At 43.8% G+C, this 26,425-nt stretch carries 25 protein-coding genes; 6 read left to right on the top strand and 19 right to left on the bottom strand.

What is annotated here, in order from left to right:
* Window positions 1-9 precede the first annotated feature (9 nt).
* From L1D15_RS09800 to nhaC, 3 genes are all read right to left on the bottom strand, one after another.
* Complete coding sequence (locus tag L1D15_RS09800; protein ID WP_239875463.1) at window positions 10-1,362, bottom strand: PTS transporter subunit EIIC; 1,353 nt, start codon at window positions 1,360-1,362, stop codon at window positions 10-12.
* A 207-nt stretch (window positions 1,363-1,569) separates the two neighbouring features.
* Window positions 1,570-2,298: a GntR family transcriptional regulator gene (locus L1D15_RS09795; RefSeq protein ID WP_239875462.1), complete on the bottom strand. Its 729-nt coding sequence runs from the start codon at window positions 2,296-2,298 to the stop codon at window positions 1,570-1,572.
* Window positions 2,299-2,513: 215 nt separating this feature from the next.
* Window positions 2,514-3,947 (bottom strand): Na+/H+ antiporter NhaC, encoded by a 1,434-nt coding sequence (nhaC, locus tag L1D15_RS09790; protein ID WP_239838206.1) that lies wholly within the window; start codon window positions 3,945-3,947, stop codon window positions 2,514-2,516.
* A 446-nt stretch (window positions 3,948-4,393) separates the two neighbouring features.
* On the opposite strand from nhaC, the gene asd reads away from it, so the two are divergent.
* Window positions 4,394-5,509: an aspartate-semialdehyde dehydrogenase gene (gene asd, locus L1D15_RS09785; RefSeq protein WP_239838207.1), complete on the top strand. Its 1,116-nt coding sequence runs from the start codon at window positions 4,394-4,396 to the stop codon at window positions 5,507-5,509.
* A 93-nt stretch (window positions 5,510-5,602) separates the two neighbouring features.
* Here the strand turns inward: asd and L1D15_RS09780 are convergent, their stop codons facing one another.
* Both L1D15_RS09780 and L1D15_RS09775 read right to left on the bottom strand, forming a co-directional pair.
* Entirely contained in the window at window positions 5,603-6,442 is an 840-nt protein-coding gene (locus L1D15_RS09780; protein ID WP_239875461.1) for an ion transporter, read from the bottom strand.
* 50 nt (window positions 6,443-6,492) lie between these two features.
* Window positions 6,493-7,131, bottom strand: a complete 639-nt coding sequence (locus L1D15_RS09775) for a YchE family NAAT transporter (RefSeq protein ID WP_239838209.1) — start codon at window positions 7,129-7,131, stop codon at window positions 6,493-6,495.
* A 638-nt stretch (window positions 7,132-7,769) separates the two neighbouring features.
* On the opposite strand from L1D15_RS09775, the gene adhE reads away from it, so the two are divergent.
* Window positions 7,770-10,472 carry a bifunctional acetaldehyde-CoA/alcohol dehydrogenase gene (gene adhE / locus L1D15_RS09770; protein WP_239838210.1) on the top strand — a complete coding sequence of 901 codons (2,703 nt, stop codon included), beginning with the start codon at window positions 7,770-7,772 and terminating at the stop codon, window positions 10,470-10,472.
* A gap of 229 nt (window positions 10,473-10,701) precedes the next feature.
* Here the strand turns inward: adhE and minE are convergent, their stop codons facing one another.
* The 3 genes from minE to minC are packed head-to-tail and all read right to left on the bottom strand — an operon-like array spanning window position 10,702 to window position 12,459.
* Entirely contained in the window at window positions 10,702-10,965 is a 264-nt protein-coding gene (gene minE, locus L1D15_RS09765) for a cell division topological specificity factor MinE (RefSeq protein WP_239838211.1), read from the bottom strand.
* Window positions 10,966-11,778, bottom strand: coding sequence for a septum site-determining protein MinD (gene minD, locus L1D15_RS09760; RefSeq protein WP_239838212.1), 813 nt, complete (start codon window positions 11,776-11,778; stop codon window positions 10,966-10,968).
* A gap of 18 nt (window positions 11,779-11,796) precedes the next feature.
* A complete protein-coding gene (gene minC, locus L1D15_RS09755) occupies window positions 11,797-12,459 on the bottom strand; it encodes a septum site-determining protein MinC (RefSeq protein WP_239875612.1) in 663 nt (220 codons plus the stop codon).
* Window positions 12,460-12,620: 161 nt separating this feature from the next.
* Here minC and L1D15_RS09750 point away from each other — a divergent pair, with 161 nt between their 5' ends.
* A complete protein-coding gene (locus L1D15_RS09750) occupies window positions 12,621-12,902 on the top strand; it encodes a YcgL domain-containing protein (protein ID WP_239838213.1) in 282 nt (93 codons plus the stop codon).
* A 62-nt stretch (window positions 12,903-12,964) separates the two neighbouring features.
* Complete coding sequence (locus tag L1D15_RS09745; RefSeq protein WP_239875460.1) at window positions 12,965-13,936, top strand: lytic murein transglycosylase; 972 nt, start codon at window positions 12,965-12,967, stop codon at window positions 13,934-13,936.
* 76 nt (window positions 13,937-14,012) lie between these two features.
* On the opposite strand, the gene L1D15_RS09740 is transcribed toward L1D15_RS09745, so the two are convergent.
* Entirely contained in the window at window positions 14,013-14,261 is a 249-nt protein-coding gene (locus L1D15_RS09740) for a YkgJ family cysteine cluster protein (RefSeq protein ID WP_239865666.1), read from the bottom strand.
* 288 nt (window positions 14,262-14,549) lie between these two features.
* On the opposite strand from L1D15_RS09740, the gene L1D15_RS09735 reads away from it, so the two are divergent.
* A complete protein-coding gene (locus L1D15_RS09735) occupies window positions 14,550-14,957 on the top strand; it encodes a DUF2850 domain-containing protein (protein WP_239875459.1) in 408 nt (135 codons plus the stop codon).
* A gap of 145 nt (window positions 14,958-15,102) precedes the next feature.
* Window positions 15,103-15,552, top strand: coding sequence for a YcgN family cysteine cluster protein (locus L1D15_RS09730; RefSeq protein ID WP_239838217.1), 450 nt, complete (start codon window positions 15,103-15,105; stop codon window positions 15,550-15,552).
* 128 nt (window positions 15,553-15,680) lie between these two features.
* Here L1D15_RS09730 and L1D15_RS09725 read toward each other — a convergent pair whose 3' ends face one another.
* The 10 genes from L1D15_RS09725 to L1D15_RS09680 all read right to left on the bottom strand — a co-directional run bounded on the left by L1D15_RS09725 (window position 15,681) and on the right by L1D15_RS09680 (window position 26,412).
* Entirely contained in the window at window positions 15,681-16,361 is a 681-nt protein-coding gene (locus L1D15_RS09725) for a hypothetical protein (protein WP_239875458.1), read from the bottom strand.
* A gap of 8 nt (window positions 16,362-16,369) precedes the next feature.
* Window positions 16,370-17,119 carry an SDR family oxidoreductase gene (locus L1D15_RS09720; RefSeq protein ID WP_239875457.1) on the bottom strand — a complete coding sequence of 250 codons (750 nt, stop codon included), beginning with the start codon at window positions 17,117-17,119 and terminating at the stop codon, window positions 16,370-16,372.
* Window position 17,120: 1 nt separating this feature from the next.
* Complete coding sequence (locus L1D15_RS09715; RefSeq protein ID WP_239875456.1) at window positions 17,121-18,278, bottom strand: MFS transporter; 1,158 nt, start codon at window positions 18,276-18,278, stop codon at window positions 17,121-17,123.
* 2 nt (window positions 18,279-18,280) lie between these two features.
* Window positions 18,281-18,784: a cupin domain-containing protein gene (locus L1D15_RS09710; RefSeq protein ID WP_239865678.1), complete on the bottom strand. Its 504-nt coding sequence runs from the start codon at window positions 18,782-18,784 to the stop codon at window positions 18,281-18,283.
* A gap of 17 nt (window positions 18,785-18,801) precedes the next feature.
* Window positions 18,802-19,962: an acyl-CoA dehydrogenase family protein gene (locus L1D15_RS09705; protein WP_239875455.1), complete on the bottom strand. Its 1,161-nt coding sequence runs from the start codon at window positions 19,960-19,962 to the stop codon at window positions 18,802-18,804.
* 3 nt (window positions 19,963-19,965) lie between these two features.
* Entirely contained in the window at window positions 19,966-21,393 is a 1,428-nt protein-coding gene (locus L1D15_RS09700) for an FAD-dependent oxidoreductase (RefSeq protein ID WP_239865680.1), read from the bottom strand.
* Window positions 21,390-22,469, bottom strand: coding sequence for a GNAT family N-acetyltransferase (locus L1D15_RS09695; protein ID WP_239875454.1), 1,080 nt, complete (start codon window positions 22,467-22,469; stop codon window positions 21,390-21,392). Before L1D15_RS09695 ends, L1D15_RS09700 begins: the two co-directional genes overlap by 4 nt.
* Before the next feature lie 414 nt (window positions 22,470-22,883).
* Window positions 22,884-23,585 (bottom strand): LuxR family transcriptional regulator, encoded by a 702-nt coding sequence (locus L1D15_RS09690; RefSeq protein WP_239875453.1) that lies wholly within the window; start codon window positions 23,583-23,585, stop codon window positions 22,884-22,886.
* A gap of 458 nt (window positions 23,586-24,043) precedes the next feature.
* Complete coding sequence (locus L1D15_RS09685; RefSeq protein WP_239875452.1) at window positions 24,044-25,621, bottom strand: alkaline phosphatase; 1,578 nt, start codon at window positions 25,619-25,621, stop codon at window positions 24,044-24,046.
* A 434-nt stretch (window positions 25,622-26,055) separates the two neighbouring features.
* Window positions 26,056-26,412 carry a hypothetical protein gene (locus L1D15_RS09680; RefSeq protein WP_006962936.1) on the bottom strand — a complete coding sequence of 119 codons (357 nt, stop codon included), beginning with the start codon at window positions 26,410-26,412 and terminating at the stop codon, window positions 26,056-26,058.
* Window positions 26,413-26,425: the final 13 nt, after the last annotated feature.

The following is a 26,425-nucleotide window of genomic DNA, read 5'->3' as shown; positions in this document are numbered from 1 at the left end:
CGGTTCTGATTACGTGCTAGCTAGCGTTTCAGGCTCTTTGTAGAACAGCTTGGTTAAAGCGAATGCAGTGATTGCACCGACTAACATAACCACAATGTACATACCTAAGCCGCCACCAAGATAAAGTAGGATGCCTGGAAGCATGGTTGCGCCTGTACCTGCAGAGCCGATGCCTGCGATAGCACCGATACAGCCACCGATAGCTCCGCCTAGACAGCCATATAGGAATGGCTTTACGCGTGGCAGTGTTACTGCGAACATCGCAGGTTCAGTGATACCAAATAGTGCTGGCAGCGTGGCACCAAACATGCCTGAACGTTTAACCTTGTTGGTTTGCATGGTCATCACGGCCATTGCTGCGCCAAACTGACCTGCAATTGCTGCTGTACCTAGTGGGTTGATGAAGTCGAAACCTGTGTCTGTCACCATGGCGATCGTAATAGGCACGATAGTGTGGTGCATACCGGTTACCGCCATGAACTGGATTGCGCCGCCGTAAATTAGGCCACCAATACCGTATGGAATTTGTAGGAAGTAAAGCACCGCTTCTGTGATCAACTTTTCCGCGCCAAGTAGGATTGGACCTACAAATACTAAGCCCGCAATCAGCGATACAAGTAGCGTGATGAAAGGCGTAATAATGAGATCCAACACTTCTGGGATGTATTTGCGTGAGGTGCGCTCAACCATGGCCGCAAACCAACCCATAAATACTGCTGGAAGAATTGAGCTTTGTAGACCTGTCACCGCAATGTCAAAGCCCATGAATGGAATCATTAATGCTTCAGCGTTACCAAATGCAACGTCCCATTTGCTCGCAAGTTGCGGAGCAACGAGCATCAAACCGAGTACGATACCGAGAACAGGGTTACCGCCAAACACACGCATGGCAGACCAAGTCACCAAAACTGGGATGAAGATAAAGGCGGTGTCGGTCAGAACCTGCGATAGGATGTTTAGCTGAGGAGACAGCTCAACCCCAAAGCCATTGACCAATAGGCCACGCAAACCCATAAGCAAACCGGTTGCGACCAAAGCTGGGATAATTGCGACGAAAATATCAGAGAAGGTGCGCGTTACGGCTTGGAAAGTGCTAACTGTCTCTTCAACTGAGTCGTTACCTTTCATGATAGCGAACACCTTACCGACAAAACCTGTACCTAAGATCACTTGGTGTTGACCGTTTTGAAAGAAGTAACCGTGTACACCTTCTGTTGCGCTGAGTCCTTCAGCGTCTACTTTCGAGTCGTCCTTGGCGACAACACGTAGACGTGTTGCACAATGATTTAGCTGAGCGATGTTCGCCTCTCCACCGAGTAAGGCCATAACGGTATTCGCTACAACGTTCGCATCTCGCGCCATATGTTTTGTCTCCTAAGAGTGCAAAGAAATATCAACCTGTATTTAACTTGTATTTATGGTAATGCAGGTGGGATACAGGTTGTGTTTTTCCTTTCCATTTTTTGTTGTTCGTCACACTTGTTATTGATCTGGAATGCACAGGGTTGCTTATCTATTACCAAAACAAATAAAAAAATAGCCCACATTTGTGGGCTATTAACTGTTCAATTAGACGCGTGCGGTGATTTCAAAATCGTATAAGCTCGACTTGTAATACACGATGGAATACTCGTAGATTTTCCGTTCTTCATAGAAGTTCTGCGATTGGTTAATCAATATAGGCTCTAGCTTATCGGCGGCTAATAACCGTTGTGCATCGTTATCTGGTAGGGTGGGGATGAGCTTCTGTTGTGTCTTGACCATCTCAATGCCGTGGCGGCTCAAGTATTCGAACTTGGAACCTTCTAGATCTTCTTTGGTGAGATTCGGTAGCAAAACACGAGGAATATAGAATTCTTCGTAGGATACCACCTGATCTTCGATTAAGCGCAAGCGACGCGCGAAGTTCACCGGATCGCCCTGAGCGATGTTGAGCTTTTGAGCAACCAATTCAGTTGCTGGTAATACTTGAAAGTCATCGACGATGTTTTGTGCCTCATGGCCTGAGCCCGCAGCCTCTTTGGCAAAGCCCGACATCGACAAAAAGTCATGCTTAAGTTTGTTGGCTTTTACAAAGCTGCCTTTGCCTTTTTCGGAAAAAATGTAGCCAAGTCCGGTCAGTTGCTGCAGTGCTTTGCGCACAGTAACACGGCTGACTTCAAGCACTTCAACGAGTTGATTTTCCGAAGGCAGTTTACTGCCCGCCGGGTAGGTACCTTTGTCGATTTCTTGTTTAATCTTTTCCGCAACTTGAATGTATAAGGGTTGCAGTTTTTTTGGATCGAATAGCTCAGTCATAGTGGGATCGCAATAAAGGCTCCATTTAGAAGGAAGGCTTTGAAGATAAGCAGTGCGTTTGAATTGTACTTAAGTGGCTGAGGTTCCGCCATCGATAGCTTATGACAGAGCAAGAAAAATGAAAGGGGGGAGTGAAAGGAATCAATGATAATAATGCAGACTCGTGCCTTCGAGGCACGAGTCTATAGAACCCGAGTTGGGTTGTAACTACGCACTTAAGCGGTTTGCTTGCTTAGCTCTGGTGTTTCTTCTGCACTTGCTGGGGCAGTAGGTTCGCACTTGTCGACAAACCAACCCATGTAAGAAGTGATGACCGTGACCAAAATACACACGAAGCTTAGCCACATAAATGGCGCGTATGAAAGAGTGGCTACACCCAAAATACTGGCCATGTAGATACCGTTATCGCTCCACGGCACCATACCGGATGTCAACGTTCCACCGAATTCAGCGTTTCTAGAAAGGTTCTTACGTTTGTAACCAAGGCGATCATAATTCTTCGCGCAGATTTTTGGGGTAAGAATGAGAGATACATACATTGCAGAACCGAACACATTGCCTAGGAAAGCGGTACCAATGGTGCTGGTGGCCAGTGAGCCTGGGCTTTGTACGCGTCGTTCAAATAGTTTAGCGATAGTTTCCAGTACACCAACTTTATCGAGCAGGCCACCAAAGCCCAAACCAAACACGATTACTGCGACTGAACCTAGCATAGAAGACATACCGCCACGGTTTAAGATCGAATCGATAAAACCAACCCCTGATTCAATGTGGAATGGAGCCCATGCGGTGTTAAATGCTTGAAGGAAGTCGACATCTTGAATCATGACAGCCCAGATAATACCTAGTAATGATCCAAAACTGATCACTGGGAAGGAGGGCATACGCATCGCTAACAAACCAAGTACAATCATTACAGGGACAAACGAATAAGGTGTGATGTAGAACTGTTTCTCCATCGCATCAATAACTGATTGAACCTGTGTCATATCAACGTTGCCAGCATAGTGGAAACCGAATGCAGTAAACATAATGCCGGTGATGATGTAGCTGATCAGAGCAATCGGCAGCATTCCTTTAATGTGTTCAACCACTTCAACATTGGACATTGATGATGCCAGAATGACGGAGTCTGACAGTGGAGACATCTTGTCACCAAAGTAGCAGCCTGACAAAACAGCACCTGCTGTGATTGGTGCAGGTACGCCTAGCCCTTGACCTATGCCCATCATTGCAATACCCGCTGTACCTGCGGCACCCCATGAAGTGCCCGTTGCTAATGCTGTCAATGAACAGATGATCATTGTCGCAAGTAAGAAGATAGATGGGTGAATCGCTTTAAGACCGTAATAAATGATGGTTGGGACAATACCGCCTGAAATCCAAGTCCCCACGAGTGCACCAACAGCAAGAAGGATTAAAACAGCACCAAGACCATTAGAAATGCCGTTAAGTGCTGCTTTTTCTAAGTCTTTGTATTGGTGACCAAGGCGAATACCAAGCACCATAATGACAAACCAGCCAATATATAGGGCTAGCTGAATGGGTAAGTCGAGCTGAGCGGTGAATGAAAAAGCCATTAGCAAAAATAAACCAAGCGCAACGATAACTTGCAGCAGGCTTGGTAAACGGGGGGTGAGTTGCGTCATGCAGAGCCTCTTATATGTGTTATAAGCCATATGCTCCAACAAGTATGGGGGTGGAACATATTGAGATAATTTACTCATTTGGGTACGCAAAGCACTTTACATTACTCAGAATAATATTTCGAACAAATACAACTCCGATGTGATTTAAATCTATTGATGTATTTATTGCTAGTTAAATATATTAACAATGGTTAAAAATAATGGTTTTAAATGATGGTTTTTGTAAATGGCTTGTAGCACGAAGATTTCTTCGTTGTGCGGTAAATTGTATGTATTGTTGTAAAAAGTCATGAATATGCAAACAAGAGATAAAAAGTCATTTGAGGCAGAAATTTAAAAAAAGGATGCAAAAGTGACAGAATAGGGGAATTTTTCCTTGAGATTTTGTTGGGAAAATTGAAAGATTGTGGAAGTCTTTTTTAAATAATGTACACGGAGAGTTGAGAATGAGAGTAGGTTTAGTCGGTTGGCGTGGCATGGTGGGTTCTGTTCTAATGCAACGCATGGTTGAAGAAAAAGACTTCGATCTTATTGAGCCGGTATTTTACAGCACTTCTCAGGTAGGTATCCCTGCTCCAAACTTAGGTAAAGATGCAGGCCTTCTGCAAGATGCTTTTGACATCGAAAGTTTAAAACAGCTTGATGCTGTTGTGACTTGTCAAGGCGGAAGTTATACAGAAAAGGTGTATCCAGCACTTCGTCAAGCGGGTTGGAAAGGCTACTGGATTGATGCTGCATCAACGCTACGCATGGCACAAGACTCTATCATTACGTTAGATCCTGTCAATATGGCTCAGATCCAACAAGGCATCCATGGCGGAACCAATACGTTTGTTGGTGGTAACTGTACCGTGAGTTTGATGCTGATGGGTTTGGGTGGCCTGTTTGAAAAAGGCTTGGTTGAATGGACCAGTGCCATGACTTACCAAGCTGCTTCTGGAGCTGGGGCGCAAAACATGCGTGAGCTAATCTCGCAAATGGGTGTCATTAATGATTCCGTGAGTTCTGAACTGGCGAATCCTTCAAGTTCCATTCTTGAGATTGATCAGAAGGTGGCAGACACTATGCGTAGTGGTTCGTTCCCGACTGATAAGTTTGGTGTGCCACTAGCGGGCTCTTTGATTCCTTGGATCGATGTGAAACGCGACAATGGTCAGAGTAAAGAAGAATGGAAAGCGGGTGCAGAAGCAAACAAGATCCTTGGCTTCCAAGAGTCGCCGGTGCCTATTGATGGTACTTGTGTTCGTATTGGTGCGATGCGTTGTCATTCTCAAGCGTTGACCATCAAACTTAAACAAAATGTACCGATGGATGAAATCGAAGAGATGATCGCGACGCACAACGATTGGGTGAAAGTGATTCCTAATGATCGCGATATTACAGCAGAAGAGTTAACGCCAGCGAAGGTGACTGGAACTCTGTCGATTCCTGTAGGCCGCCTACGTAAAATGGCGATGGGGGATGATTTCCTTAATGCCTTCACTGTCGGTGACCAACTTCTTTGGGGTGCGGCAGAGCCACTTCGTCGAACGTTGCGAATCATCCTAGCTGAAAAAGCATAATCATTAGTGCAAATGTACCCCGCTTTTGGGTTTGGTTTGTAAAAATAGAAAGGATTGACGCTGAACGTCAATCCTTTCTCATTGCTCTAACATCTAATCTTCAACGACTATCCTTCGGTCAGGGTCGGCCAACTTACTTCCACAGTGTTTGCAATGTATAGCATCTGAATCATGCCCTGAACGAGAGCAGTTTGGGCAGCGGACTAGGCTTTTATGAGCATTCATCTCTTGATGCAGTTCAGCAGTGATAATGCCGGTTGGTACTGCAATGATTGAGTAGCCCATTAGCATAGTGATGGAAGCGATCGCTTTACCGAGAATGGTTTGTGGGACCAAATCACCATAGCCAACGGTCGTGATAGTGACAATGGCCCAATAAATACTTAGGGGAATACTGGTAAAGCCATTTTTAGGGCCTTCGATAACATATATCAGCGCGCCAAAAATAATTACTAGGATTGCAACCGAACTGAAAAAGACGAAGATTTTTCTCCGTGCCATCAACAGAGAGCGTAGTAATATATTCGATTCTTGTAGATAGCGTACGAGCTTAAGTACGCGAAAAATCCGTAAGACCCGAATGGCGCGAATCACTCCCATAAATGAAGCAGAAGGGAAGAATAGAGTCAGGTATGTTGGCAGGATAGCCAGTAAATCGATGACACCATAAAAGCTCTTAGCGTAAGCCACTGGCTTTGGCGAGCAGTAGAGTCGCAGTAGGTACTCTAAAGTAAATAAGCCGGTAAAGGTATATTCCAGATAGCGTAATTCTGTCGCCCACTCAGCATGAATGGTGGGTACTGACTCCAGAACCAGAACAATGAGCGAAGAGATAATGGCAATAATCAACGCGATGTCAAAGGCTTTTCCGGCTCGAGTATGGGTACCAAAAATAATGACATAAAGTTGATTTTTCAGTGATTCTTTGGACATGATAGAAAGACTTACGAAAAGATCTTTCTATCATAGCGAGTTATTTGTTATCAGGCTAATCCTGGAAACAGGTTACGCAGGCCATTGGCAATGAACTCGATACCGAGCGCACCCAAGATAAGCCCCATAATACGTGTGATGACGTTAATACCCGTTTGGCCTAAAAACCGTACAATCAGTGGTGCTGAGCGGAATAGAAACCAAGAACAAAGACAGAATAAGCTGACGGTTATAATAATACCGACAGTATCTAACATGGTTGGGTAGCGTGCGCCATAAACAATGGTTGAGCTGATGGCACCAGGCCCAGCCATTAATGGCATCGCGAGGGGAACAACACCTATTTGTTCACGGCTGACATACTCAGATTTCTCTTGTTTGTTCTGTTTATCCTCACCTAATTTACCACTCATCATTGAGAAAGCGATACTAAGTAGTAGCAGACCACCTGCGACACGGAATGAATCCAGTGAAATACTGAACATATCCAGCAGCATCTGACCGGCGAGTAAAGACACTATTAATATGATGGCAACAGCCAAATTAGCGGTGGTGGCCGTCTTATGTTTTTCTTCCAACGTCATATGACCAGTGAGAGAAACAAAAACCGGCATGATGCCGACAGGGTTGACGGCGGCAACTAAGCCTAGAAAGAACTGTAAAAAAATCGCAATTTCGAACGTTTGCATTACGCATGCCTACACAAAGTAAAGACCAGAACAGGATCACAAGAGTGACAAGCGGAATATAGTCGAAAACTTGCTGAGTCACGAATGAAAAAATCTAAAGCTAATCTGAATTCATTACTGAGAAAATCTAATTTCTGACAGAAACGTAAACACAGATGACACACTTTGTTACGTACAATGTGTATAAGTTTCCATTTGACTTACACAAACGTTAACACTTACACATTTTTGATAAAAACAGAGAGGGATTATAGTGCCTCACTTTCTATAGGTTATAAGCTTAGTAGCACAATGTTAGTGGATCACATGTAAGTTCGTGGTCAATAAATGAAACTTTTTTACAGTTTGTGTTCGATTAGATATTTGAGATATACAAATGTTGGAAATTTTCTGAGTATTTTGTTTTTTCTTTATTTGTTTAATTTCAATTGCTTATGTTTAATCTTTGAAGTTTAGTACCACTAAGTAGGTAAATAATTTTTCAGAACTGATCTGGGTCAATTTTTTTCACAACTTGAAATAATATAATCAGCTCTGAAAGCAATTTACTAAGAAATACTGGTAACTTAGATAGCGATACGAGCACAGTTTTCTTACTAAAAAGTTTTTAATATTTTGTTAATTTTAGGAGAATCCCTATGCCTGTAACTAATATGGCTGAACTAGATGCAATGATTGCTCGCGTTAAAAAAGCGCAAGAAGAGTTCGCTACTTTCTCTCAGGAGCAAGTAGATGCGATCTTCCGCGCTGCGTCTCTTGCAGCTAACCAAGCTCGTATCCCGCTAGCTCAGCAAGCGGTTGAAGAATCTGGTATGGGTATTGTTGAAGATAAAGTCATCAAGAACCATTTTGCGTCTGAGTTTATCTACAACAAATACAAAGATGAAAAAACCTGTGGCATCCTAGAAGAGGATGACAACCTAGGTACTATGACTATCGCAGAGCCTGTAGGTATCATCTGTGGTATCGTCCCAACGACTAACCCTACTTCTACTGCAATCTTCAAATCTCTTATCTCTCTGAAGACTCGTAACGGTATCATCTTCTCGCCACACCCACGTGCGAAGAACTCGACTAACGACGCGGCTAAACTTGTTCTAGATGCAGCAGTCGCAGCAGGTGCTCCAAAAGACATCATCGGTTGGATCGACCAGCCATCTGTAGAGCTGTCTAACGCTCTCATGAAGCACGACGATATCGCTCTTATCCTTGCAACTGGTGGTCCAGGCATGGTTAAAGCCGCTTACTCTTCTGGTAAGCCAGCAATCGGTGTAGGTGCAGGTAACGTTCCTGTCGTTATCGATGAAACAGCTGACATCAAACGTGCTGTAGCTTCTATCCTTATGTCTAAGACTTTCGATAACGGCGTAGTATGTGCTTCTGAGCAGGCTGCAATCGTAGTTGACGAAGTCTACGACGAAGTTAAAGAGCGTTTCGCTTCTCACAAAGCTTACGTACTAAGCAAAGCTGAAGCAGAGAAAGTTCGTAAAGTTCTTCTTATCGACGGTGCACTAAACGCGAAAATCGTTGGTCAGCCAGCGCCAGCAATCGCTGAAATGGCGGGCGTTAAAGTTCCAGCAGACACTAAAGTTCTAGTTGGTGAAGGTCTAGGTAAAGTATCTTACGACGACGCATTTGCTCACGAGAAACTATCTCCAACGCTAGGTCTATTCCGCGCTGACAACTTCGAAGACGCAGTGGCTCAGGCTGTAACTATGGTTGAGATCGGTGGTATCGGTCACACGTCTGGTCTATACACTAACCAAGACGTTAACGCAGACCGCATCCGTTACTTCGGTGACAAGATGAAGACAGCTCGTATCCTAATCAACATCCCGACGACTCACGGTGGTATCGGTGATCTGTACAACTTCAACGTTGCGCCTTCTCTAACTCTAGGTTGTGGCTCATGGGGTGGTAACTCTATCTCTGAGAACGTAGGTCCTAAACACCTAATCAACAAGAAAACTGTAGCGAAGCGAGCTGAAAACATGTTGTGGCACAAACTACCTAAGTCTATCTACTTCCGTCGTGGTAGCCTTCCTATCGCACTGAGCGACCTAGAAGGTAAGAAACGCGCATTCCTAGTAACTGACCGTTTCCTATTCAACAACGGTTATGCGGATGACGTAGTTAGCCTGCTTAAAGCTCAAGGCATGGAAGTTCAAACTTTCTTCGATGTAGAAGCAGATCCAACGCTATCCGTCGTAGAGAAAGGTGCTGAAGCAATGAAGAGCTTCCAACCAGACACTATCATCGCGCTAGGTGGTGGTTCTCCGATGGATGCTGCGAAAATCATGTGGGTTATGTACGAGCACCCAGACACGCACTTCGAAGAGCTTGCAATGCGCTTTATGGACATCCGTAAACGTATCTACAAGTTCCCTAAAATGGGTCAAAAAGCTGAGCTTGTATGTATCACTACTACTTCAGGTACTGGTTCAGAAGTTACACCATTCGCGGTTGTTACTGACGACAAGACTGGTGCTAAGTACCCACTAGCTGACTACGAAATCACGCCAAACATGGCTATCGTAGATGCTAACCTAGTGATGAACATGCCTAAGTCTCTAACAGCATTTGGTGGTTACGATGCCGTTACTCACGCTCTAGAAGCTTACGTATCTGTTCTTGCGAACGAATACTCAGATGGTCAAGCTCTACAAGCACTTAAGATGCTTAAAGAGTACCTACCATCAAGCTATGCGAACGGTGCAAACGACCCAATCGCTCGTGAGAAAGTACACAACGCAGCAACTATCGCTGGTGTTGCATTCGCGAACGCATTCCTAGGTGTTTGTCACTCTATGGCGCACAAGATTGGTGCCGAGTTCCACCTACCACACGGTCTGGCGAACGCACTACTAATCTCTAACGTAGTACGTTACAACGCGAACGATAACCCAACTAAGCAGACTGCATTCTCTCAGTACGACCGCCCACAAGCACGTCGTCGTTACGCTGAAGTTGCTGACCACCTAGGCCTAAGCCAAGAAGGTGACCGTACTGCTCAGAAGATTGAGCGTCTACTAGCATGGTTGGATGAACTAAAAGTTAACCTAGACATTCCAATGTCTATCCAAGCGGCAGGTGTTGCTGAAGCTGACTTTGTTGCTAAGCTTGATGAACTAGCGGTAGAAGCGTTTGATGATCAGTGTACAGGTGCGAACCCACGTTACCCTCTAATCACTGAGCTGAAAGAAGTACTACTAGCGTCTTACTATGGTAAAGCGTTCGTTGAAGGTGAAACTTTCGAAGGTACGACAGTCATCAAGAAGAAAGCTGATCAAGTTGCCGCGAAAGCTGCACCAAAGTCAAAAAAAGCAAAAGCTAGCGCATAAGTAGGAGCGTTAGTTATGAGATAGGTTTTCGCTAGCACGAAACCTAACAATCGGGAAAAGATCAAGCCCCAATCGAAAGGTTGGGGCTTTTTTCGTTGTGATAGAGATGGAAAGAAGTTGATACTAGTTGGTTGGTCATAAAACTTGCTCGCATAAAAAAGCCAATGTAAAAACATTGGCTTTTGAAACATGTCGTGTATACGTGCCTACGCATTGAAGTGAATGATAACTACTTCTCGTCGTCTGGAAGTTTGACATTCAGCTCTAGTACCGAAATGTCGTCGTCCTTATGCTCAAAAGAAAGATCAACCATCGATGGGTCTACGGCAACGTATTTACCGATCACTTTAAGGATATCTTCCTTTAGCTGTGGTAGGTAGGACGGTGATGGGTCACCCTGACTACGACGCTCTGCTACTATAATTTGCAGGCGCTCTTTGGCTAAATTTGCAGAGGTTTTTTTCTGCGGACGGAAAAACTCAAGTAATGACATTTAGCCTCCGAATAGTCGTTTGAAGATCCCTTTCTTCTGCTCTGTTAAGAAGCGGAAATCCACTTGTGAACCTAACAGGCGCTCGACAGTGTCGTCATAAGCCATCCCCGCATCTGTGTCGTTATCGAAGATCACTGGTACACCTTTGTTTGAAGCGTTGAGTACTGCCTGACTTTCAGGGATAACACCAAGCAGTGAGATATGTAGGATCTCTTCGACATCTTCTACGCTCAGCATCTCACCTTGTGTCACACGTGTTGGGTTATAACGGGTGAGAAGTAGGTGCTGTCTTACTGGCTCAAGGCCTTCTTCTGCTCGGCGAGACTTAGAGTCCAAAATACCAAGAATACGGTCCGAGTCACGCACTGAAGATACTTCAGGGTTTGTGGTTACAATCGCTTCATCTGCAAAGTATAGCGCCATCAACGCACCTTGCTCGATACCTGCCGGAGAATCACAGATGATGAAGTCAAAACCCATGTCATCTAATTCATCAAAGACGCGACGAACGCCTTCTTTGGTTAATGCATCTTTATCACGTGTTTGAGATGCTGGTAGGATAAATAGGTTATCCGTACGCTTATCTTTGATCATGGCTTGATTCAGCGTCGCTTCCCCGTTGATGACGTTAACAAAGTCATACACAACTCGGCGTTCACAGCCCATGATTAAATCGAGGTTACGCAGGCCAATATCAAAATCGATAACTGCGGTTTTCTTTCCTTTTAGTGCCAAGCCTGAAGCAATAGCGGCACTTGACGTAGTTTTACCTACACCACCTTTACCTGACGTGACAACAATAATGCGTGCCATTATGTGTTCCTTATAATCTTAAACGGTTAACAACTCGAACTTGAGCGAGTCATTGTCCAAACTGAACATAATTTTTTTCTGCCAGAATTCATCAGCAAACTGTTCGGTAAGCCAATAGTGCCCGGCAATCGACATTAATTCGGCATTGAGCTTATTGCAGATGATCACCGCACCTGTGTTTCCACTGGCACCAGCAATCGCGCGACCACGAAGTGTTCCGTGAATATGAATAGAACCATCTGCAATAACCTCGGCCCCTTCGCTGACATGGCTTAACACTACCAAATCACAATCTTTCGCATAAATCTGCTGCCCTGAACGGACAGGCGTGCGAATGATTTTAGTTGGAGCCAGTTTAGCCGGCGCCTGAGACGGAGATTTACTAGCGGACATGATGGCGAAACCGGCATCTGAAGCCATGTTCTGAGTTCGTTTATCACGACACCCTGTCACGCCAACAGGAATCATACCCGCCTGTGAAATTCCTTGTTTTAGTCTCGCAAAGTCAATATCACCATCAACTTTTGAAATATTGATGACAACAGGGGCTTGAGCAAAAAAAGCCGGTGCTTGTTCGACTTTTTCGCTGAGAAACTGAATGGTATTTTCAACATCGTTATTTGAAAGGTGTAAAACGGACAAAGTAAAACTACTACCTTTCAGGTCCGGTGAACTCGACATCTTTTTTGGAAACCTCGTAAGGACGTTGCCTGAGACTAGGGTTGTCATGTTATATTCCCACATTAAGCACAGCAAGTTATCTTGCACTCATTTGAGTGTTTTGCTCTCAAAAATAGCGAAACATTGACGTTCTCTGAATCTCAACAGACAAAAGGCTTCCCATGCTTTGTGCAATTTACAAAAGTTCTAAAAAAGAAGGCGCATACTTATACATCCCGAAAAAGGATGATTTTTCACAAGTTCCTGACACATTAATGCAAATGTTTGGCAAACCTACCATGGTAATGATGGTGAACTTGGATGGGCGCCAACTGGCTCAAGTCGACATTGAGAAAGTGAAACAATCAATGAAAGAGGAAGGTTTTTTCCTTCAGTTGCCGCCACCACCGAAGAATCTATTAGACGAATATAAAGAACAGAAAGCGCGCCAGCAATCAGAATAACTTCTCTCTTCTATCAATAGGGAAGTTATTGGTGACTCATAATGTTGCTCAAGGAGGGCAATGTGAAAAAAATATTGTCAGTCATACTAGGTGCAACGATTGCGAGCTCAGCTTTTGCCAATGAGCTGAGCTTTGAGCAATACGTTGAAGGATTAAAACAAGAAGCGCGAATCAAGGGCATTTCTGAGCGTACGATTTCAGCAGCCTTTGAGGATGTGTCTTATAAACCAAGGGCCGTGAAAGCCGATCGTAACCAACCAGAAAAAAAACTCACACTGGATGAATACATTCCGCGAGCGGTGCCTGACTGGAAAGTCAAACAGGCTAAAGAGCTTTACACCAAGCATAAAAGTGAGCTTGATCGTATTGGTGAGGAATACGGCGTTCAACCTCGATTTATTGTCGCGCTTTGGGGCGTTGAGAGTAATTTTGGTAAATTTACCGGTAATTACAGCGTCATTGATGCCTTATCGACCATGGCTTATGACGGTCGCCGTGAAGCATTTTTCCGTAATGAAGCGATGGCGGCGTTAACTATCCTGGAAGAAGGCCATATCAAAGCTGAAAACATGAAGGGGTCTTGGGCTGGGGCGATGGGGCAATGCCAGTTTATGCCGAGTTCTTTCCTAAATTATGCTGCGGATGGTAACGGTGATGGCAAGAAAGATATTTGGAACAACGAAAGTGACGTGTTCGCTTCGGCGGCCAATTACTTAAGCCAGTCTGGTTGGACCGACTCTTATACTTGGGGGCGTCAGGTTAAACTGCCAAATGGTTTTGATACCAGTATTCAGGGGCGCAGTGAGGCAAAAGGAAAATACCTTCAGGAGTGGAGCAAGCTAGGTGTGACGCGTTACGATGGGCGTCCACTTCCCAAACTGGATGAAGATATTAAAGCCTGGTTGATAGCCCCAGATGATACGAATGGCCGTGTTTACCTGGTTTACAATAACTACAATGTATTGATGAAGTGGAACCGTTCGTACTATTTCGCTTTGGCTGTCAGCCATTTGGCCGACAGAATCGTATTGTAATTGTTCTGAACAGGAGCTCTTTGGAGCTCCTTTTTGTTTGTGATGCTTTGCCTGAATCTGCCAATAAGCTGTTAACTTATGTCAGTCTTTCAAGTTCGGTTATGTTGTCGAGCGCGTGTTGGTTGGTGTCACCACAAACGACAGGACAAGGCTTGAATTCATAACAAACTTTCGGCCTTTCAGGCTTACCAAATAACTTACACAAATTGTCTTCGTTGAGCTGAACACACCGTATTCCGGCAGGTTTGCCTTTTGGCATACCAGGAATTGGAGAAGAAATACTCGGTGCGATACAACATGCTCCACAACCCAATCTGCATTCCATACTTACGATCTCATTAAAAATAAGGGCGCGATAGTAGCAAAAAAGATCGCGTATAGCAGTATAAAATTTATGCGTTATTTCTATAGCAAATTCTATAGCCAATTTAATAACGCTGTGGATTTGGACGCCTGTATATTTTGTGTGAATAGTGGAAGAGAGCGAAAAATTGAATGGTTTGCTCTGATTTAACTATTTGTTGGTTTTGAACGTACTCCGCTAAGCTTAGAGGCTAGAGAGCGCTTTTTTGGCGTTTTGGAATGAAAAATATAATTAGGAGTGTTGTGTTAAATGAGCACTAAAAGCTTTTGGGCAAAGCATTCCATTAAAATACTCTCTGTTATTGGGCTTTGTGGATCGATTATGGTGGGTGTTGGCATCTACTTAATGGTTGATCATGAATACCAGTTGGCGCGTCAAGAATTACTGGGTGTCTGGGAAGAGTCGAACGTCGCAACCTATGCTGCAAACACACTTCACGTCGCAGAAGAGGGTATCTATTGGAACGAAGATTTAATTAGTACACACTTCTTGTTTGATGGTGAAACTCTGGCGTTCAATTTAGGTAATAGTCAACAGCGTTACCATTTGGATCGCTTAAGAGGTACTTTGGTACACCTTAATGGCACCTATAAAGCTAAATATCTCAAGCAACCTACAAAAGCTTACGCTTTAGGTCATCCAATGAGAGGTCGCTAAATTCTTTGGATGATGGCTTATCAAGCCGTTTTCGAAAGTGCTAAAAATACTGTTATCATGGCTTCGTTCAGCATGAAAATTCCCCTTGAACTTTACTCGCCTAAACGGTATAAATCGCTCCCCTTGTCCGATACGAAGTAATGTTATGAGCCAGCCATTTTGGGAAAGTAAATCACTAGAACAAATGACCGAGCAAGAGTGGGAAGCCCTCTGTGACGGCTGTGGGAAATGTTGCCTACATAAGCTCATGGATGAAGATACGGATGAAATCTATTACACCAATGTGGCTTGCAGCTGGTTAAACAGTAAAACCTGTTCCTGCAAAGATTATCCCAATCGCTTCACATCAGGAGAGGAATGCACCAAACTCACCCGAGAAGACATCGATGATTTCACTTGGCTACCACACACTTGTGCTTATCGCTTATTAGCAGAGAAGCAACCTATTCCTGAATGGCATCCTCTGATCACAGGGTCTAAGTCGGCGATGCATGCAGCGGGTGAAAGCGTACGCAATAAAGTAGTGTATGAGATTGATGTGGTGGACTGGCAGGACCACATCCAAAACTTACCTGAATGGGCTAAAAAGAACTAGCGCACTTTTAGAAGTTGATCATGGTTTTTCAGTAAGTCTTACCTTTAACCTGTGGCCATGAAATTTAATAAATTTATTATTACCAATAATAATGAAGCCACAAGGTAACTTGTGGCTTCATTTATTAACTAAGAGAAAGCGTCACTAAAGATATTTTTCGGCACTGCATAGAGTTCTTTTGTTAAACGTTCACGCAAAATATGCGACGTATCAAATCTACCTGATATGTATACTTCCGAATGAGCTAGCGTTTTATATTCATGCTTTATCTCTTCAAACAGAAGGTCGATACCACGAGGCGATTTTTCAGTTTTTACGACTGTGGTCAACTTCAAGTTCTGATACCGTGCAACCAAATCGTTCAATTCCTCTAATGCGTATAGTTGCTTTTCTTCTCTAGCGACCCAATAAACATGTACATCTCGGTTTGGCGAAATCGCAAGGGAGCTCAACAAGATTGAACGAACATAAGAAAAGCCTACACCACCTGCGACTAACAGTACTGGCGCACAAGAGTCTTTTCTCAGAACCGCTTTCCCCCCCAGCTTGACTAGCCTTGCTTGCTTGCTCTCAAGTAACTTCTCTAACCCGTTTTTGCTGGTATGGGTTGATGCAATGTGTAACTCAATCAGCTCGGACTCCATTTCTGGGGACGCGATTGAATAATAACGACAATTATCAGAACCCACTGCAAGTGCCATGTACTGCCCAGCTTGAAACTCGAGGGGAATGCTTGGCTTTAACATGACTTTCTGCACATGCTGATTCAGTGGTTCTGAAGACACGACCGACAATTCAATATTACTCATGCTTACTCCTAGTGACTAGCGCCACCATCGATGACGAAATCGTGGCCCACAAAAAAGCTGGCTTCATCCGAGCTGACCCAAACCACTGTATTCGCAACTTCCTCTAGCGTCGCTATGCGGCCAGCAGGGATCAGTGGCGCAAAGCGTTTATTTCGCTCTTCTCGTGATTCTCCGGGAAGCAGCGACATGTCGGTGTCGAAAGCACCTGGGCTAACAGTATTAATTCGGACTCCTTGACCGATATATTCTTTTGCAAGTGAGCGAGAAAGAGCCTCTAGTCCGGCTTTGGAAGCGGCATAAGCGGAAAGGCCGGGAGCCGTTAGGTTTCTGCCTATCAGTGAAGATATATTGACAATGACACCCTTGTTGCCCTTTGACATCAAGGCTAGCTCTGCATTTAAACAGCGCCATGTGCCAGTTAAGTTGATATTTATCAGTTGCTCAAACTCTCCCTCACTTAACTCCCCCGCAGCAAAACTACCCGCATTGTTAATGGCAATATCGATGTGATCGATCACGTTAGAAATGCGATTAAACAAATCTTCGACACCGTGTTGGCTAGCCATGTCAAATGGAAAAGTATGATAAGCCCCACCGAACTGCGCTAAGCTAGTGGCTAAATCATCCAGCTTAGCTTGATTTCTTGAGGCTAAGAGCAAGTTTGCTCCAAGCTGCGCATATGTACGAGCAAGCTGTGTACCAAGGCCACCAGCCGCTCCTGTAATCAATATATATTTGCCTTCAAATGACGTATTCATACTATTTTTCCATTTCCAACACTAACGAATTGTTTTTCAAATAAGGGAGTAGGCTAACTAAGCCAAGTAGTGCTAAGGCGACACCAAACCACAAAGGAGCACTCCAGCCGTATTTTGCTTGCACCAGCAGTCCGCTTAACCATGAACCTACGACAATGCCGAGATTAATCACAGACATGTGTAAAGAGTTAACCAATGCGCCATTGTTCGAAACACGCATGACACGAGTGACCATTGCTGGGTTCATCGGCAGTCCGACAAATCCGATAATTATTGCGCACGCTATTGCGATGGTTACGTTAGTAATGTTTAACGCCATCAGCATTAAGGTTGTCGCGAGTATCAGCAAGCCGATAACCATGATTTGCATTGCGTATTTGTCAGCCCATCGACCGACAATGATGTTTCCTATAACCGTTGCAATACCATAACAAGCGAATAGAGCGGGTAACATGGATGGGTCGAGCCGCGTTGCTTGAGTGAATATTGGTGCAAAGAATGTAAAGGCAGAGAAGGTCGCGCCAATGATTAACCCACTAGTGCAATAGGCTGCCCATAGGTTCTTATTCTTCAAAGTGGCCAGCTCGGCTTTAATTGATACGTTCATTGGGCGGGGGGAGTTAGGCACAGAGAACATCACAATGACAGTACACGCTAACGTTAGTAATGCGACGAGCCAAAAACTGAATCGCCAACCAAAACTCTGATCGATTTGCGTCGCCATGGGTAAACCCACCACACTTGCTATCATTATTCCAGCCAAGACAATGGACGCCGCTCGGCCTTGCTTATCACTATCCACCATGCCAACTGCGATAGAAATAGCGACTCCAAAGAATGCAGATTCAGCTACGCCTCCAAGGACTCTAGACACAACCATCGTCGAATAGTTGTCTGCAACAGCACCAATAATCTGACTGACAAAAAACAGTAACATTAAAAATATCAGGGATGATTTTTGCCTGAACCTGAATAACAACAGGGTCAAAACCGGTCCACCAACAACAATGCTTGCTGCAAAAATAGAAACTAGGAAACTGGCCATTGGAACGCTAACGTTCAGAGCATCTGAAATAGAGGGCAACATACCCGCAACCATAAACTCTGAAGTGGTCATGGCAAAAATGCTGAGGCTTAATATGTATATAGATAAATGCATGTTTATTTTCCTATTGCATTAGTTGTATTTACAGCAGGTTGGAGGTGATATTTTTTCCCGACCGAGACAGCATGGTCATGCAGCTCAGGGGTGTACTCGATAGGTGCGGTGCCAGGCTTAGCTTTTACTCCCGCTTCCAAGAAGAATCGTTCTACGCCGCTTGGGTTAAAGTAAAAAAGTAATCGAGCAGCATATAGGCCGACGTTCTTGAAACCATGCTCCGTATGCTTAGGAATGAAAATGGTGTCACCTTCTCGTGCAATCTTTTCTTCACCGTTTAACATGATATTTACCTGTCCGGACACCACGTAAATAATTTCATCGGCATCTGTGTGGAGGTGACCAGGGGCTCCACTGCCCGGAGGAATCGAAGAGTCGAGAAAACTGATACGGCCATTAGTCGTGCTTTTATCAAGCTTTACGGTGTAGACATCCCCGCTAAGCCAAACGGACTCACCATCTGACGCCGAGACTAACCTGGGCTTGGTACGATTTGTTGTATTCATTGAATTTTCCTTAACCACTAAATAAATGGGTTATTGCTTTTGCTTGTCAGTAGTAATTCACCACTGGCGGTCAAAATACTTTGCTGGGCGACGGCATGCTGACAAATCGTATTCACATCACGGAGCCATTTATCCATAGGTGATTCTTGCTTGTAGATAGATGCGCCACCGACCAAGTCATAAAGTTGCTGGATGATGTCTCTGCTTGTTTGAAATGCTTTAAACCTTGCCACTGCTGTCGCGACGCGCAGTTCTTCACTGAGTGGTTGCGACGTTTCTAGTGCATGCCATTGTTGCTGTAAGGAGCTGTATACCGCGCTACGAGCGGCCAAGAGATCGGCTTCACAACCTGCTATGACAGTCTGTACTCTAGAGCTTTCAAGCCAAGGAACGCTCAACGTACGATCAAACTTGGTTGGAGCTTTGGCTCTTACATAGTCAATGGCTGCTCTGGCAATTCCTAGCGGCACACCAGACATGTTTCTTAGAATCGCTTCAGGGGAGTCATGTAAAGGTCCTTTACGATAAGGTTCGCTGAAGCTAAAGCTATGTTCGTTAGGGACATACAATTCATTGGCACTGTAGTCTAAGCTTCCGCTTCCCTGTAACCCAGTTGTATGCCAACCGTCTGCAATTAGATATTCACTTGGCTTGGCAATCATGACGCGCCATATCGGCTGGCCATCTTCATCTAAAACTTTCTTACCGTGCTCATAAACGAAACAACCAGCGCTGACCAAATCACTATTTGAAATCCCACTACCAAATCGCCATTTTCCAGTCACTAGATAGCCCCCTTCAACTCTTTCAGCCTTACCTTGAGGGTGTATCCAGCCAGCGGTAATGAAGTTAACGCTCTTGAATAGTTTTTTAGCGACAGAGTTTTCTAGGTACCCAGAATAGATCCCAGAGTCACTTCCGATCATCACGCACCATGCGACAGCAGCGTCAACCTGAGCGATCCTTTCTATCAGTTGGGTTTGCTCCATTGAATTAAGTTCAGCTCCTCCCCAACTTCTGGGAAAGTTCATCGCAAATACGCCAGTATTTTTTAAACTTTGAGCAACATCCGCTGGTAGACGACGTAACTGCTCAATCTCATTAAGCCGAGGTTCAATATGAGGCAAAACTTCTTCTAGTGCGCTGAAAATCTTTAGGTATTCTTTATTTTGGCTCATCACTTATCCTTGATATCTGTCGTTACTAAATAGGTGGTTTGAATCGATTACCTCTTTCAAAGAAGCGATAATGTCACGTGATTGGGGATCACTAAGTAGATGCTGTGACCACTGGCTATGGTTGACGTCTAATCGGTAGGGCTTAAATCCAGCAGCGAAGAACATGTCGTACAGCATATCTAAAGCTTGATGCGCTCTGACCGCCTCCGGTGAGTACTTTTTAAAGCGAATAGCCACGACCAAATCAATCACTGATTCATCAAGTGCGTTTATCGTTGCACCACAGCGAATTTGGGTTTGCTGATAAATGTGCTCAAAAATCTGGTAAGCCTTGGTGATGCTTTCCCCTGAAAAGGGAAGTAGCGGCAAGAAAAATAACCAACCTGATTCACTACTATCGACATGATGATGATCGGTGCCCAATGTGGCCTGAAGCAAGTTGTCGTTCTGGCTCGCATCTCCGCAATGGGCGGCTGAGACTAAGTTAGCAACGGTATCCTGATGGTATTCGCCACTATTAGTGATTTGGCAGCTGCTGAAGTTTGAAGATTGTTCGATTAAGGTTTCGATCAATTGACAACGGTTTGCCACGTCACGCTCCATACCATCGATACACAGATGGACAGTAAACGTTTTGTCTTTACCGCCGTAAGTTTCATTTGCGGTATCATCATAGACTTTTAATACACCGCTATTGAGGCCCTGAGCGCACCAATACTGCAATTCATCAATCGCTTGTTCTAAGTATGGCTGCTCGAATTCAATGCGTACCACCTTGGATGCTTCACGTTTAGGCCAAAGCTTAAATACTCCAGCGGTAATGACTCCAAAATTAGACTGAGTAAATAGATGCAGCAGTGATGGCCCGACTCCAACCGAATAAATCGGTGTTTTTTGATTCTCTGGCCACCAACCAAGCTTCACTTTGCGACCATCGGAGAGCAACACTTCCAATCCAAGGAGATCTTTGATTCTTTGATGGCGAAGCCCAACACCTCTGTCCAGTGAGTTACCAAGCAAACTAGAGTGTGCTGAAGATGCGGTGAGATTTATCATCCATGCTTCATCTTTCAATTTTGCAGCTAGCTCTCCTTGTGATACCCCAGGTTCAATCACAGCATAACCTTGTGCAAGGTTTAGTTGACGAATACTGTTCAAGCCTGACATGGAAACTAATACACGCCCATCGGTTACATCTTCTTTGGAGCCCAATCCCCAGTTAAACCCCGTACTGACTGGATGAAGTTTTATCCCTTCGTGATGTGAAGCCAAGTCTATGAGCTGCTCGACGTCATCTACCGAGGTTGGATGAATTGACCCGCAACTCTTACGCGGGCGAAATTGGCTGACATTTTCCCCCAATGTATCGGCATAACACACTTTTTCACTACCAATGTGTTTAGCAACTTGCTCCAAATACTGCTGGCTCATGCGATTTTTTCTCCTTTTTCGCAATAAAATGGACTTATCTTGGTGTAACTTATTTGAGTACTGAAACTGCCATCTTGATTCTTTAATCGACATGGGCATGTTGACTCTCTGACATAACCGCATGACTTCGCGACTCTTTCAGAGGCTTCATTACCTTCTTTAATCCCTAGCTCAATGCGAACATAACCTGCTTCGGAAAAAATCCATTGCGTGAATAAATTAAGTGCTTTTGTGGCATACCCTTTACCTCGATGCTCTGGGAAGATCCCATAGCCAACATCAGCCACTTTAGGCGGGACAACTGGACGTAGATGTACTCTTCCAACTACTTGTTGACTGCAGTTTTCAACTACAGATGCTGTAATGCCAATACCGAGAATGTTGTTGAGTCGTGCCTCTTGGCAGTAGTGCTTGACCTCTGCATAAGATCTAACGGGAAAGATTGACCAGAATGCGGCAATGTCGTCCTGTTGCTCTGTGAAAAATGCATCACAGTGCTCGCTGATCGTTGGGATAATGGTTAGTGAACCGTCAGTTACTCCACATTCTGGGAATATTGGAAATTGGTGGTAGGGCTCTACATCATCCGACAATACAAGGGTCAAACAAGTTTGTATTTTGTGTCCTATGGAACGCTTAAAAACGCCTACTGGGCTAAATCCAACTTCTATTGCAGAGGCAATTAGTGATTCATAAATAATGGGTATATGCGTATGAATTTTCTTCTGTTTGTCGTTCTGAAGTTTGACGAACGTGGTTTGCAAATCCTGATAGACAGTTTGAATATCTTCTCGCTCATAATCATCCCAATCCAATTCATGTACGATGATACCTGGAGCCTCACTATCAACAATTAATGTAGAGTGTTGTTCATAAGCGACGTTGGGTGTTTTAATTTTGGTTTGTAGCGATTTACTTTCAAAGCGGGTCACCCTAGCGTGTGACAGCCTACTTAGCATGCTGTTGTAATCTCCCCTTTCACTGCTAATCAGTGTTGTCAATGGAGGATTCTTTAGTATTATTTCTGAGGCCTTTCCATAATCGGTTTCGCTTTCTAAGCCTTGATGTGTGTTCATTTACTTCCTCTGTATCTTTCAATCAAAAGCCTAGAAAACATGCCTAGGCGAGAGGGAGTAATATAAAACGCAACAACTCAGTAAGGTACTATCCTTATAGATAGGTTAGTAAAAATATATCTAACGATGGTTTATATTCATAAATTGACAAAAAAGTCATTTTAAAAAGTAAGATGTTATTATTTTATTTGTCATTATAGGGTTTTACCAAATAGATTTAGATGACAAAAAAATCAATATATTAAGTTTTCCTATTAGGCAAAGTCTGTACTAATTTAGGTATTATCCCTAAATGAATTTTTGCTAGGGAAATAATAAATTATAGGTAATATTATCGTTTAATAAGTCAATAAGGAGGGAGGTATAGAGTAGTTATGGAGCGAGAAGTTGAGCGATTGGAGCGCTCATTACCAGCTATATTAGGCCTAGCTCTGTGTATCTTCGAATGGCTTGTTTGATGTTATTGGCGTTTATCTTCTTACACAAGTTGGAGACATGATACTTTACGGTCACATGCTTGATACCAAGGATAATAGATATTTCTGAGTATGTTTTCCCCATACAAGCCCAATGCAATACTTCTCTTTCACGTTCAGTGAGGTGTATCGGTTTAAGATCTTTTTGAACTTGTTGTGATAGTAATGATACGACTTGCTGATGGGTATCAATCAGTACCATCTGTAATTTGTCCTCGCAAGCTTTAACTAAGTTATGAAATTCTGTCTCATGTTCGATATCACATACAGTCAATGCGGCAAAGTTGTTGAGGTGATCATGCAAAGTGAAAGTATACCCTGTCACCATGTCCTTTCTCTTGCTCGAATCAACCTCTACTCCTTTAATATCTTCAAATTTAGTGGAGTTTTCATCAAACCATGAAAAAGGTGCTATTGATTTTCGAGCATGCTTAATTATGGGATCTTCTTTATACAGTTTATCTTTCTTATATTTGGCTAACCAGAAATTTGGAAAGTTTGAAATCATTGCATGTGATGACATTTCTTTTTTAGAGTAAATTACATAAGAAAAGTAATGTATACCGAAGCAATTCAACTTTTCAGCAATGGTACTTAAAATTTTCCTGCTTAGCAGCATTTCAAAGTCAGCATAATTCATTTTGTACGATAATGTATCTCGTTATATCCATATCTTCGTCAGTATAACTCTATGTGTCATATTGTTTAAGTTATTTTTAGATAAAATAAATGTATATTTAAATATCTATGATGAAAAAATACAATAGTGGTCGCTTTTATTAAATAAAATATGAGGTAAGGCCATACTTGTACTTTTATGGGGTGATAGACTGTATTATTTAAATCGTGTCAGCGCATACAAATTTTAAATGTATATAGTAGATAGGCAAAAAGACGAGTAAGGTATTTAATACTAACAAACCAGCATCAGCGAAAATGGCTAGTGAGCTTCTATGTTGAACAAACCCATGAAATAGAGAATTAGATGAGGGGAGAATAGCTCTAGTAGGTACTTGTCTTTACTGTGACGGACTAAAGCCCGCTTAAGTTGTATAGAACGCCTCTAGTTAGAGGCGTTTATCACAGGGGTAGCCTTGATTATTTTACCTGCGTCTTAATATACTCGCCCAACTCTGAATGGTGCATGATTTTTGAGACAGGAATGATCGCTTCTGCTGGCCCCCAGGCAAACACGTTTACCGGTGTATGCGTGTGCGTACCAGTGCCCCACACGATGTTTTGGCTGGTGGCTTGCTCACGTGCAAGCAGGTTACCGCGGTCGTTATATGGGAAGAAGGCATCGAAATCATTGATTGCTGGTACTTCCTCGGCGGCCAAGTACTTATGCCCTGCTAAACGATAGGGGTTGGGTTTGCTGGCCAGAACATTCGCTGCTTGACCGGAAGTGATTGGGAATTCGGTATTCTTGTTCACCAATTCAGCAAATTTAGCTGCAGTTTGTTGATTTTTTGCGAGTTTTTGGAATTCACTGACAATACCATAGTAACTTTTCTTTTGATTATAAAGGTTATCTAGGATCTGGAAAGAACCGAAATTAAAGTTAGGTGCATAGCTGCGCTCAGCAAACGCTTCTCCCTTTCGAGCTTCTGGCTTGGGTAGATCTTGAGATGAGTAGCTGAAACCAAATGACCCCGTTTCGTGATCAGCAGTGACAATCACAATGGTATCTTCACGGCCTTGTGCCCATTGGTAAACAGTATTGACGGCTTCATCAAATTTAAGCATTTCATGTAGCATAGTGCCGGCATCATTACTGTGTCCTGCCCAGTCAATTTGGCCGCCTTCAACCATGAGGAAGAAGCCGTCTTCGTCCTTAGAAAGGATATCCAGAGCTTTATCGGTCATCTCTTTAAGGCTTGGCTGCGTGCGGTCAGGGTCATCTTTGCTTACGCTGTAAGCAATTCCATCATTCATACCAGAGTATGAAAACAGGCCAAGTAGTTTGTTGCCTTGCACTTTAGACATCATTTCACGGTTAAACGCCAATTGATACCCGTCTTGCTGAGCTTCATTAAGAAGGTTACGTTCATCTTTACGTTTAGATTTAAGATAAACATCGCCCTGAGTCAGAGTCTTCAGTTGATTGTATGTTTCACCTTTTTCGTTGGTTGACTGTGGAATCCAGTGGCGAAGCCCGCCTGATAACATTACGTCGACGCCAGTATCTAACATGTCAGATGCGATGTCATTCTCTAACGAACGGTGAGGTTGATGTGCGGCAAAGGCGGCTGGAGTTGCATGGGTCAGACGTGTATCTGAAACCAAACCGGTGGCTTTGCCCATGCTTTTGGCTTTTTCCAGTACGGTCTGAACATGGTTGCCTTGAGAGTCAATACCGATCACTTCAGAGCCTGTATAAATACCCGTTGATAACATAGTTGCGGAGCAAGCTGAATCCACAACAATCGCATCTTCCGGGTGGGTCAGAGAGGAGCCAATCACGCCTTCCTGAGCAAGTTTAAATAATGCCGTTGGTTGGCCTTGATAAATAGAGTTGGGAGCTTTGTTCGCGTAGGTTTCAAGCAGGCCAACCTGCTGTGGGCCCATTCCGTCGCCAATCATTAGGATAACGTTTTTAATTTCTGCCGAAAGAGCGTTAAAAGAGAGCGTAGAAGTCGCGACTGCCGCGACAAGAGGTTTGGTTAAGTGCTTCATCGAATTGTCCTTATTTGTAAAAGCGTCCCGATTAAATCACTGTTACATTTCATATTTATTTCATCAATGATGTAATTTATAAAATAACCTCGATCATTGTATTTTGTGCTTGATGACACAAAAACACCTCATGGTAGAGGTTATCAGATGATAGGGAAGGCTAAGACGGTAGCGTCTACTATGAGTGCGGTGAACTCTACAACCTCTGTATGGTTAAAGTGTTGAATTCAGCTTTTACACAGGAGCTTGTTAAAAGACAAGAAGATACGGGGCAAACTAAAAAGGGCTGCTTGTTATGAGTCAGGACGAGCCTCATTAGTCATTATAAATCAGTCGCCAAGTCGGGTAGGGGGCCAGAAGCAGGGCAGAAAAATACAATGCTTGTTTTGACAAGCATTTGTCTTAATAGGAAGTCGCAATAGGTCGAAATAAATCTATATCAGCGCCAGAAGTATGCCGCCTACTGTTGCCGCAGCGGAAAGATATTGCCCCGCAGAATAAGCACCGTCATCTTCTTCTTTGATTTCGTCAGGCTTATCAATACCTAACGCTCCATGCGTGAAGGATTCAACTTTATCGCCGACCGTTTTATCTGCTTTTTCAGCGGCTTTGGCTTCTTTATCAATTTCCTGTAAAGCGGCAAGCAACGCTTTTCCTTCATCAGAAAGCGTGACTTTGTTTTGCTCCACTTTCAGTGGCGCTGGGCCATTATTTGGCTCACTTTGGTTCGCTTGAGGCTTGACCTGCTGGGCTGGTGTCAGCTTCGCTGGCTCCATTCCTACTGGTGTCATAGCGATCTCCTTA

Source organism: Vibrio sp. Isolate25 (genome assembly GCF_022398025.1).
In the GTDB taxonomy this organism is placed as follows: Bacteria; Pseudomonadota; Gammaproteobacteria; order Enterobacterales; family Vibrionaceae; genus Vibrio; species Vibrio coralliilyticus_A.
This window is presented reverse-complemented; position numbering and strand designations above follow the sequence as displayed.

What these genes read in the sequence shown, in the direction of transcription:
- L1D15_RS09775 (WP_239838209.1), bottom strand. Translation starts at nt 7,131, where the DNA reads ATGCAAACGTTCGAAATTGCGATTTTTTTACAGTTCTTTCTAGGCTTA.
- L1D15_RS09725 (WP_239875458.1), bottom strand. Translation starts at nt 16,361, where the DNA reads ATGAGTAATATTGAATTGTCGGTCGTGTCTTCAGAACCACTGAATCAG.
- L1D15_RS09800 (WP_239875463.1), bottom strand. Translation starts at nt 1,362, where the DNA reads ATGGCGCGAGATGCGAACGTTGTAGCGAATACCGTTATGGCCTTACTC.
- L1D15_RS09720 (WP_239875457.1), bottom strand. Translation starts at nt 17,119, where the DNA reads ATGAATACGTCATTTGAAGGCAAATATATATTGATTACAGGAGCGGCT.
- L1D15_RS09705 (WP_239875455.1), bottom strand. Translation starts at nt 19,962, where the DNA reads ATGAGCCAAAATAAAGAATACCTAAAGATTTTCAGCGCACTAGAAGAA.
- adhE (WP_239838210.1), top strand. Translation starts at nt 7,770, where the DNA reads ATGCCTGTAACTAATATGGCTGAACTAGATGCAATGATTGCTCGCGTT.
- L1D15_RS09735 (WP_239875459.1), top strand. Translation starts at nt 14,550, where the DNA reads ATGAGCACTAAAAGCTTTTGGGCAAAGCATTCCATTAAAATACTCTCT.
- minE (WP_239838211.1), bottom strand. Translation starts at nt 10,965, where the DNA reads ATGTCATTACTTGAGTTTTTCCGTCCGCAGAAAAAAACCTCTGCAAAT.
- L1D15_RS09750 (WP_239838213.1), top strand. Translation starts at nt 12,621, where the DNA reads ATGCTTTGTGCAATTTACAAAAGTTCTAAAAAAGAAGGCGCATACTTA.
- L1D15_RS09695 (WP_239875454.1), bottom strand. Translation starts at nt 22,469, where the DNA reads ATGAACACACATCAAGGCTTAGAAAGCGAAACCGATTATGGAAAGGCC.
- L1D15_RS09710 (WP_239865678.1), bottom strand. Translation starts at nt 18,784, where the DNA reads ATGAATACAACAAATCGTACCAAGCCCAGGTTAGTCTCGGCGTCAGAT.
- L1D15_RS09700 (WP_239865680.1), bottom strand. Translation starts at nt 21,393, where the DNA reads ATGAGCCAGCAGTATTTGGAGCAAGTTGCTAAACACATTGGTAGTGAA.
- L1D15_RS09795 (WP_239875462.1), bottom strand. Translation starts at nt 2,298, where the DNA reads ATGACTGAGCTATTCGATCCAAAAAAACTGCAACCCTTATACATTCAA.
- minC (WP_239875612.1), bottom strand. Translation starts at nt 12,459, where the DNA reads ATGTCGAGTTCACCGGACCTGAAAGGTAGTAGTTTTACTTTGTCCGTT.
- L1D15_RS09740 (WP_239865666.1), bottom strand. Translation starts at nt 14,261, where the DNA reads ATGGAATGCAGATTGGGTTGTGGAGCATGTTGTATCGCACCGAGTATT.
- minD (WP_239838212.1), bottom strand. Translation starts at nt 11,778, where the DNA reads ATGGCACGCATTATTGTTGTCACGTCAGGTAAAGGTGGTGTAGGTAAA.
- L1D15_RS09685 (WP_239875452.1), bottom strand. Translation starts at nt 25,621, where the DNA reads ATGAAGCACTTAACCAAACCTCTTGTCGCGGCAGTCGCGACTTCTACG.
- L1D15_RS09730 (WP_239838217.1), top strand. Translation starts at nt 15,103, where the DNA reads ATGAGCCAGCCATTTTGGGAAAGTAAATCACTAGAACAAATGACCGAG.
- L1D15_RS09715 (WP_239875456.1), bottom strand. Translation starts at nt 18,278, where the DNA reads ATGCATTTATCTATATACATATTAAGCCTCAGCATTTTTGCCATGACC.
- nhaC (WP_239838206.1), bottom strand. Translation starts at nt 3,947, where the DNA reads ATGACGCAACTCACCCCCCGTTTACCAAGCCTGCTGCAAGTTATCGTT.
- asd (WP_239838207.1), top strand. Translation starts at nt 4,394, where the DNA reads ATGAGAGTAGGTTTAGTCGGTTGGCGTGGCATGGTGGGTTCTGTTCTA.
- L1D15_RS09780 (WP_239875461.1), bottom strand. Translation starts at nt 6,442, where the DNA reads ATGTCCAAAGAATCACTGAAAAATCAACTTTATGTCATTATTTTTGGT.
- L1D15_RS09690 (WP_239875453.1), bottom strand. Translation starts at nt 23,585, where the DNA reads ATGAATTATGCTGACTTTGAAATGCTGCTAAGCAGGAAAATTTTAAGT.
- L1D15_RS09680 (WP_006962936.1), bottom strand. Translation starts at nt 26,412, where the DNA reads ATGACACCAGTAGGAATGGAGCCAGCGAAGCTGACACCAGCCCAGCAG.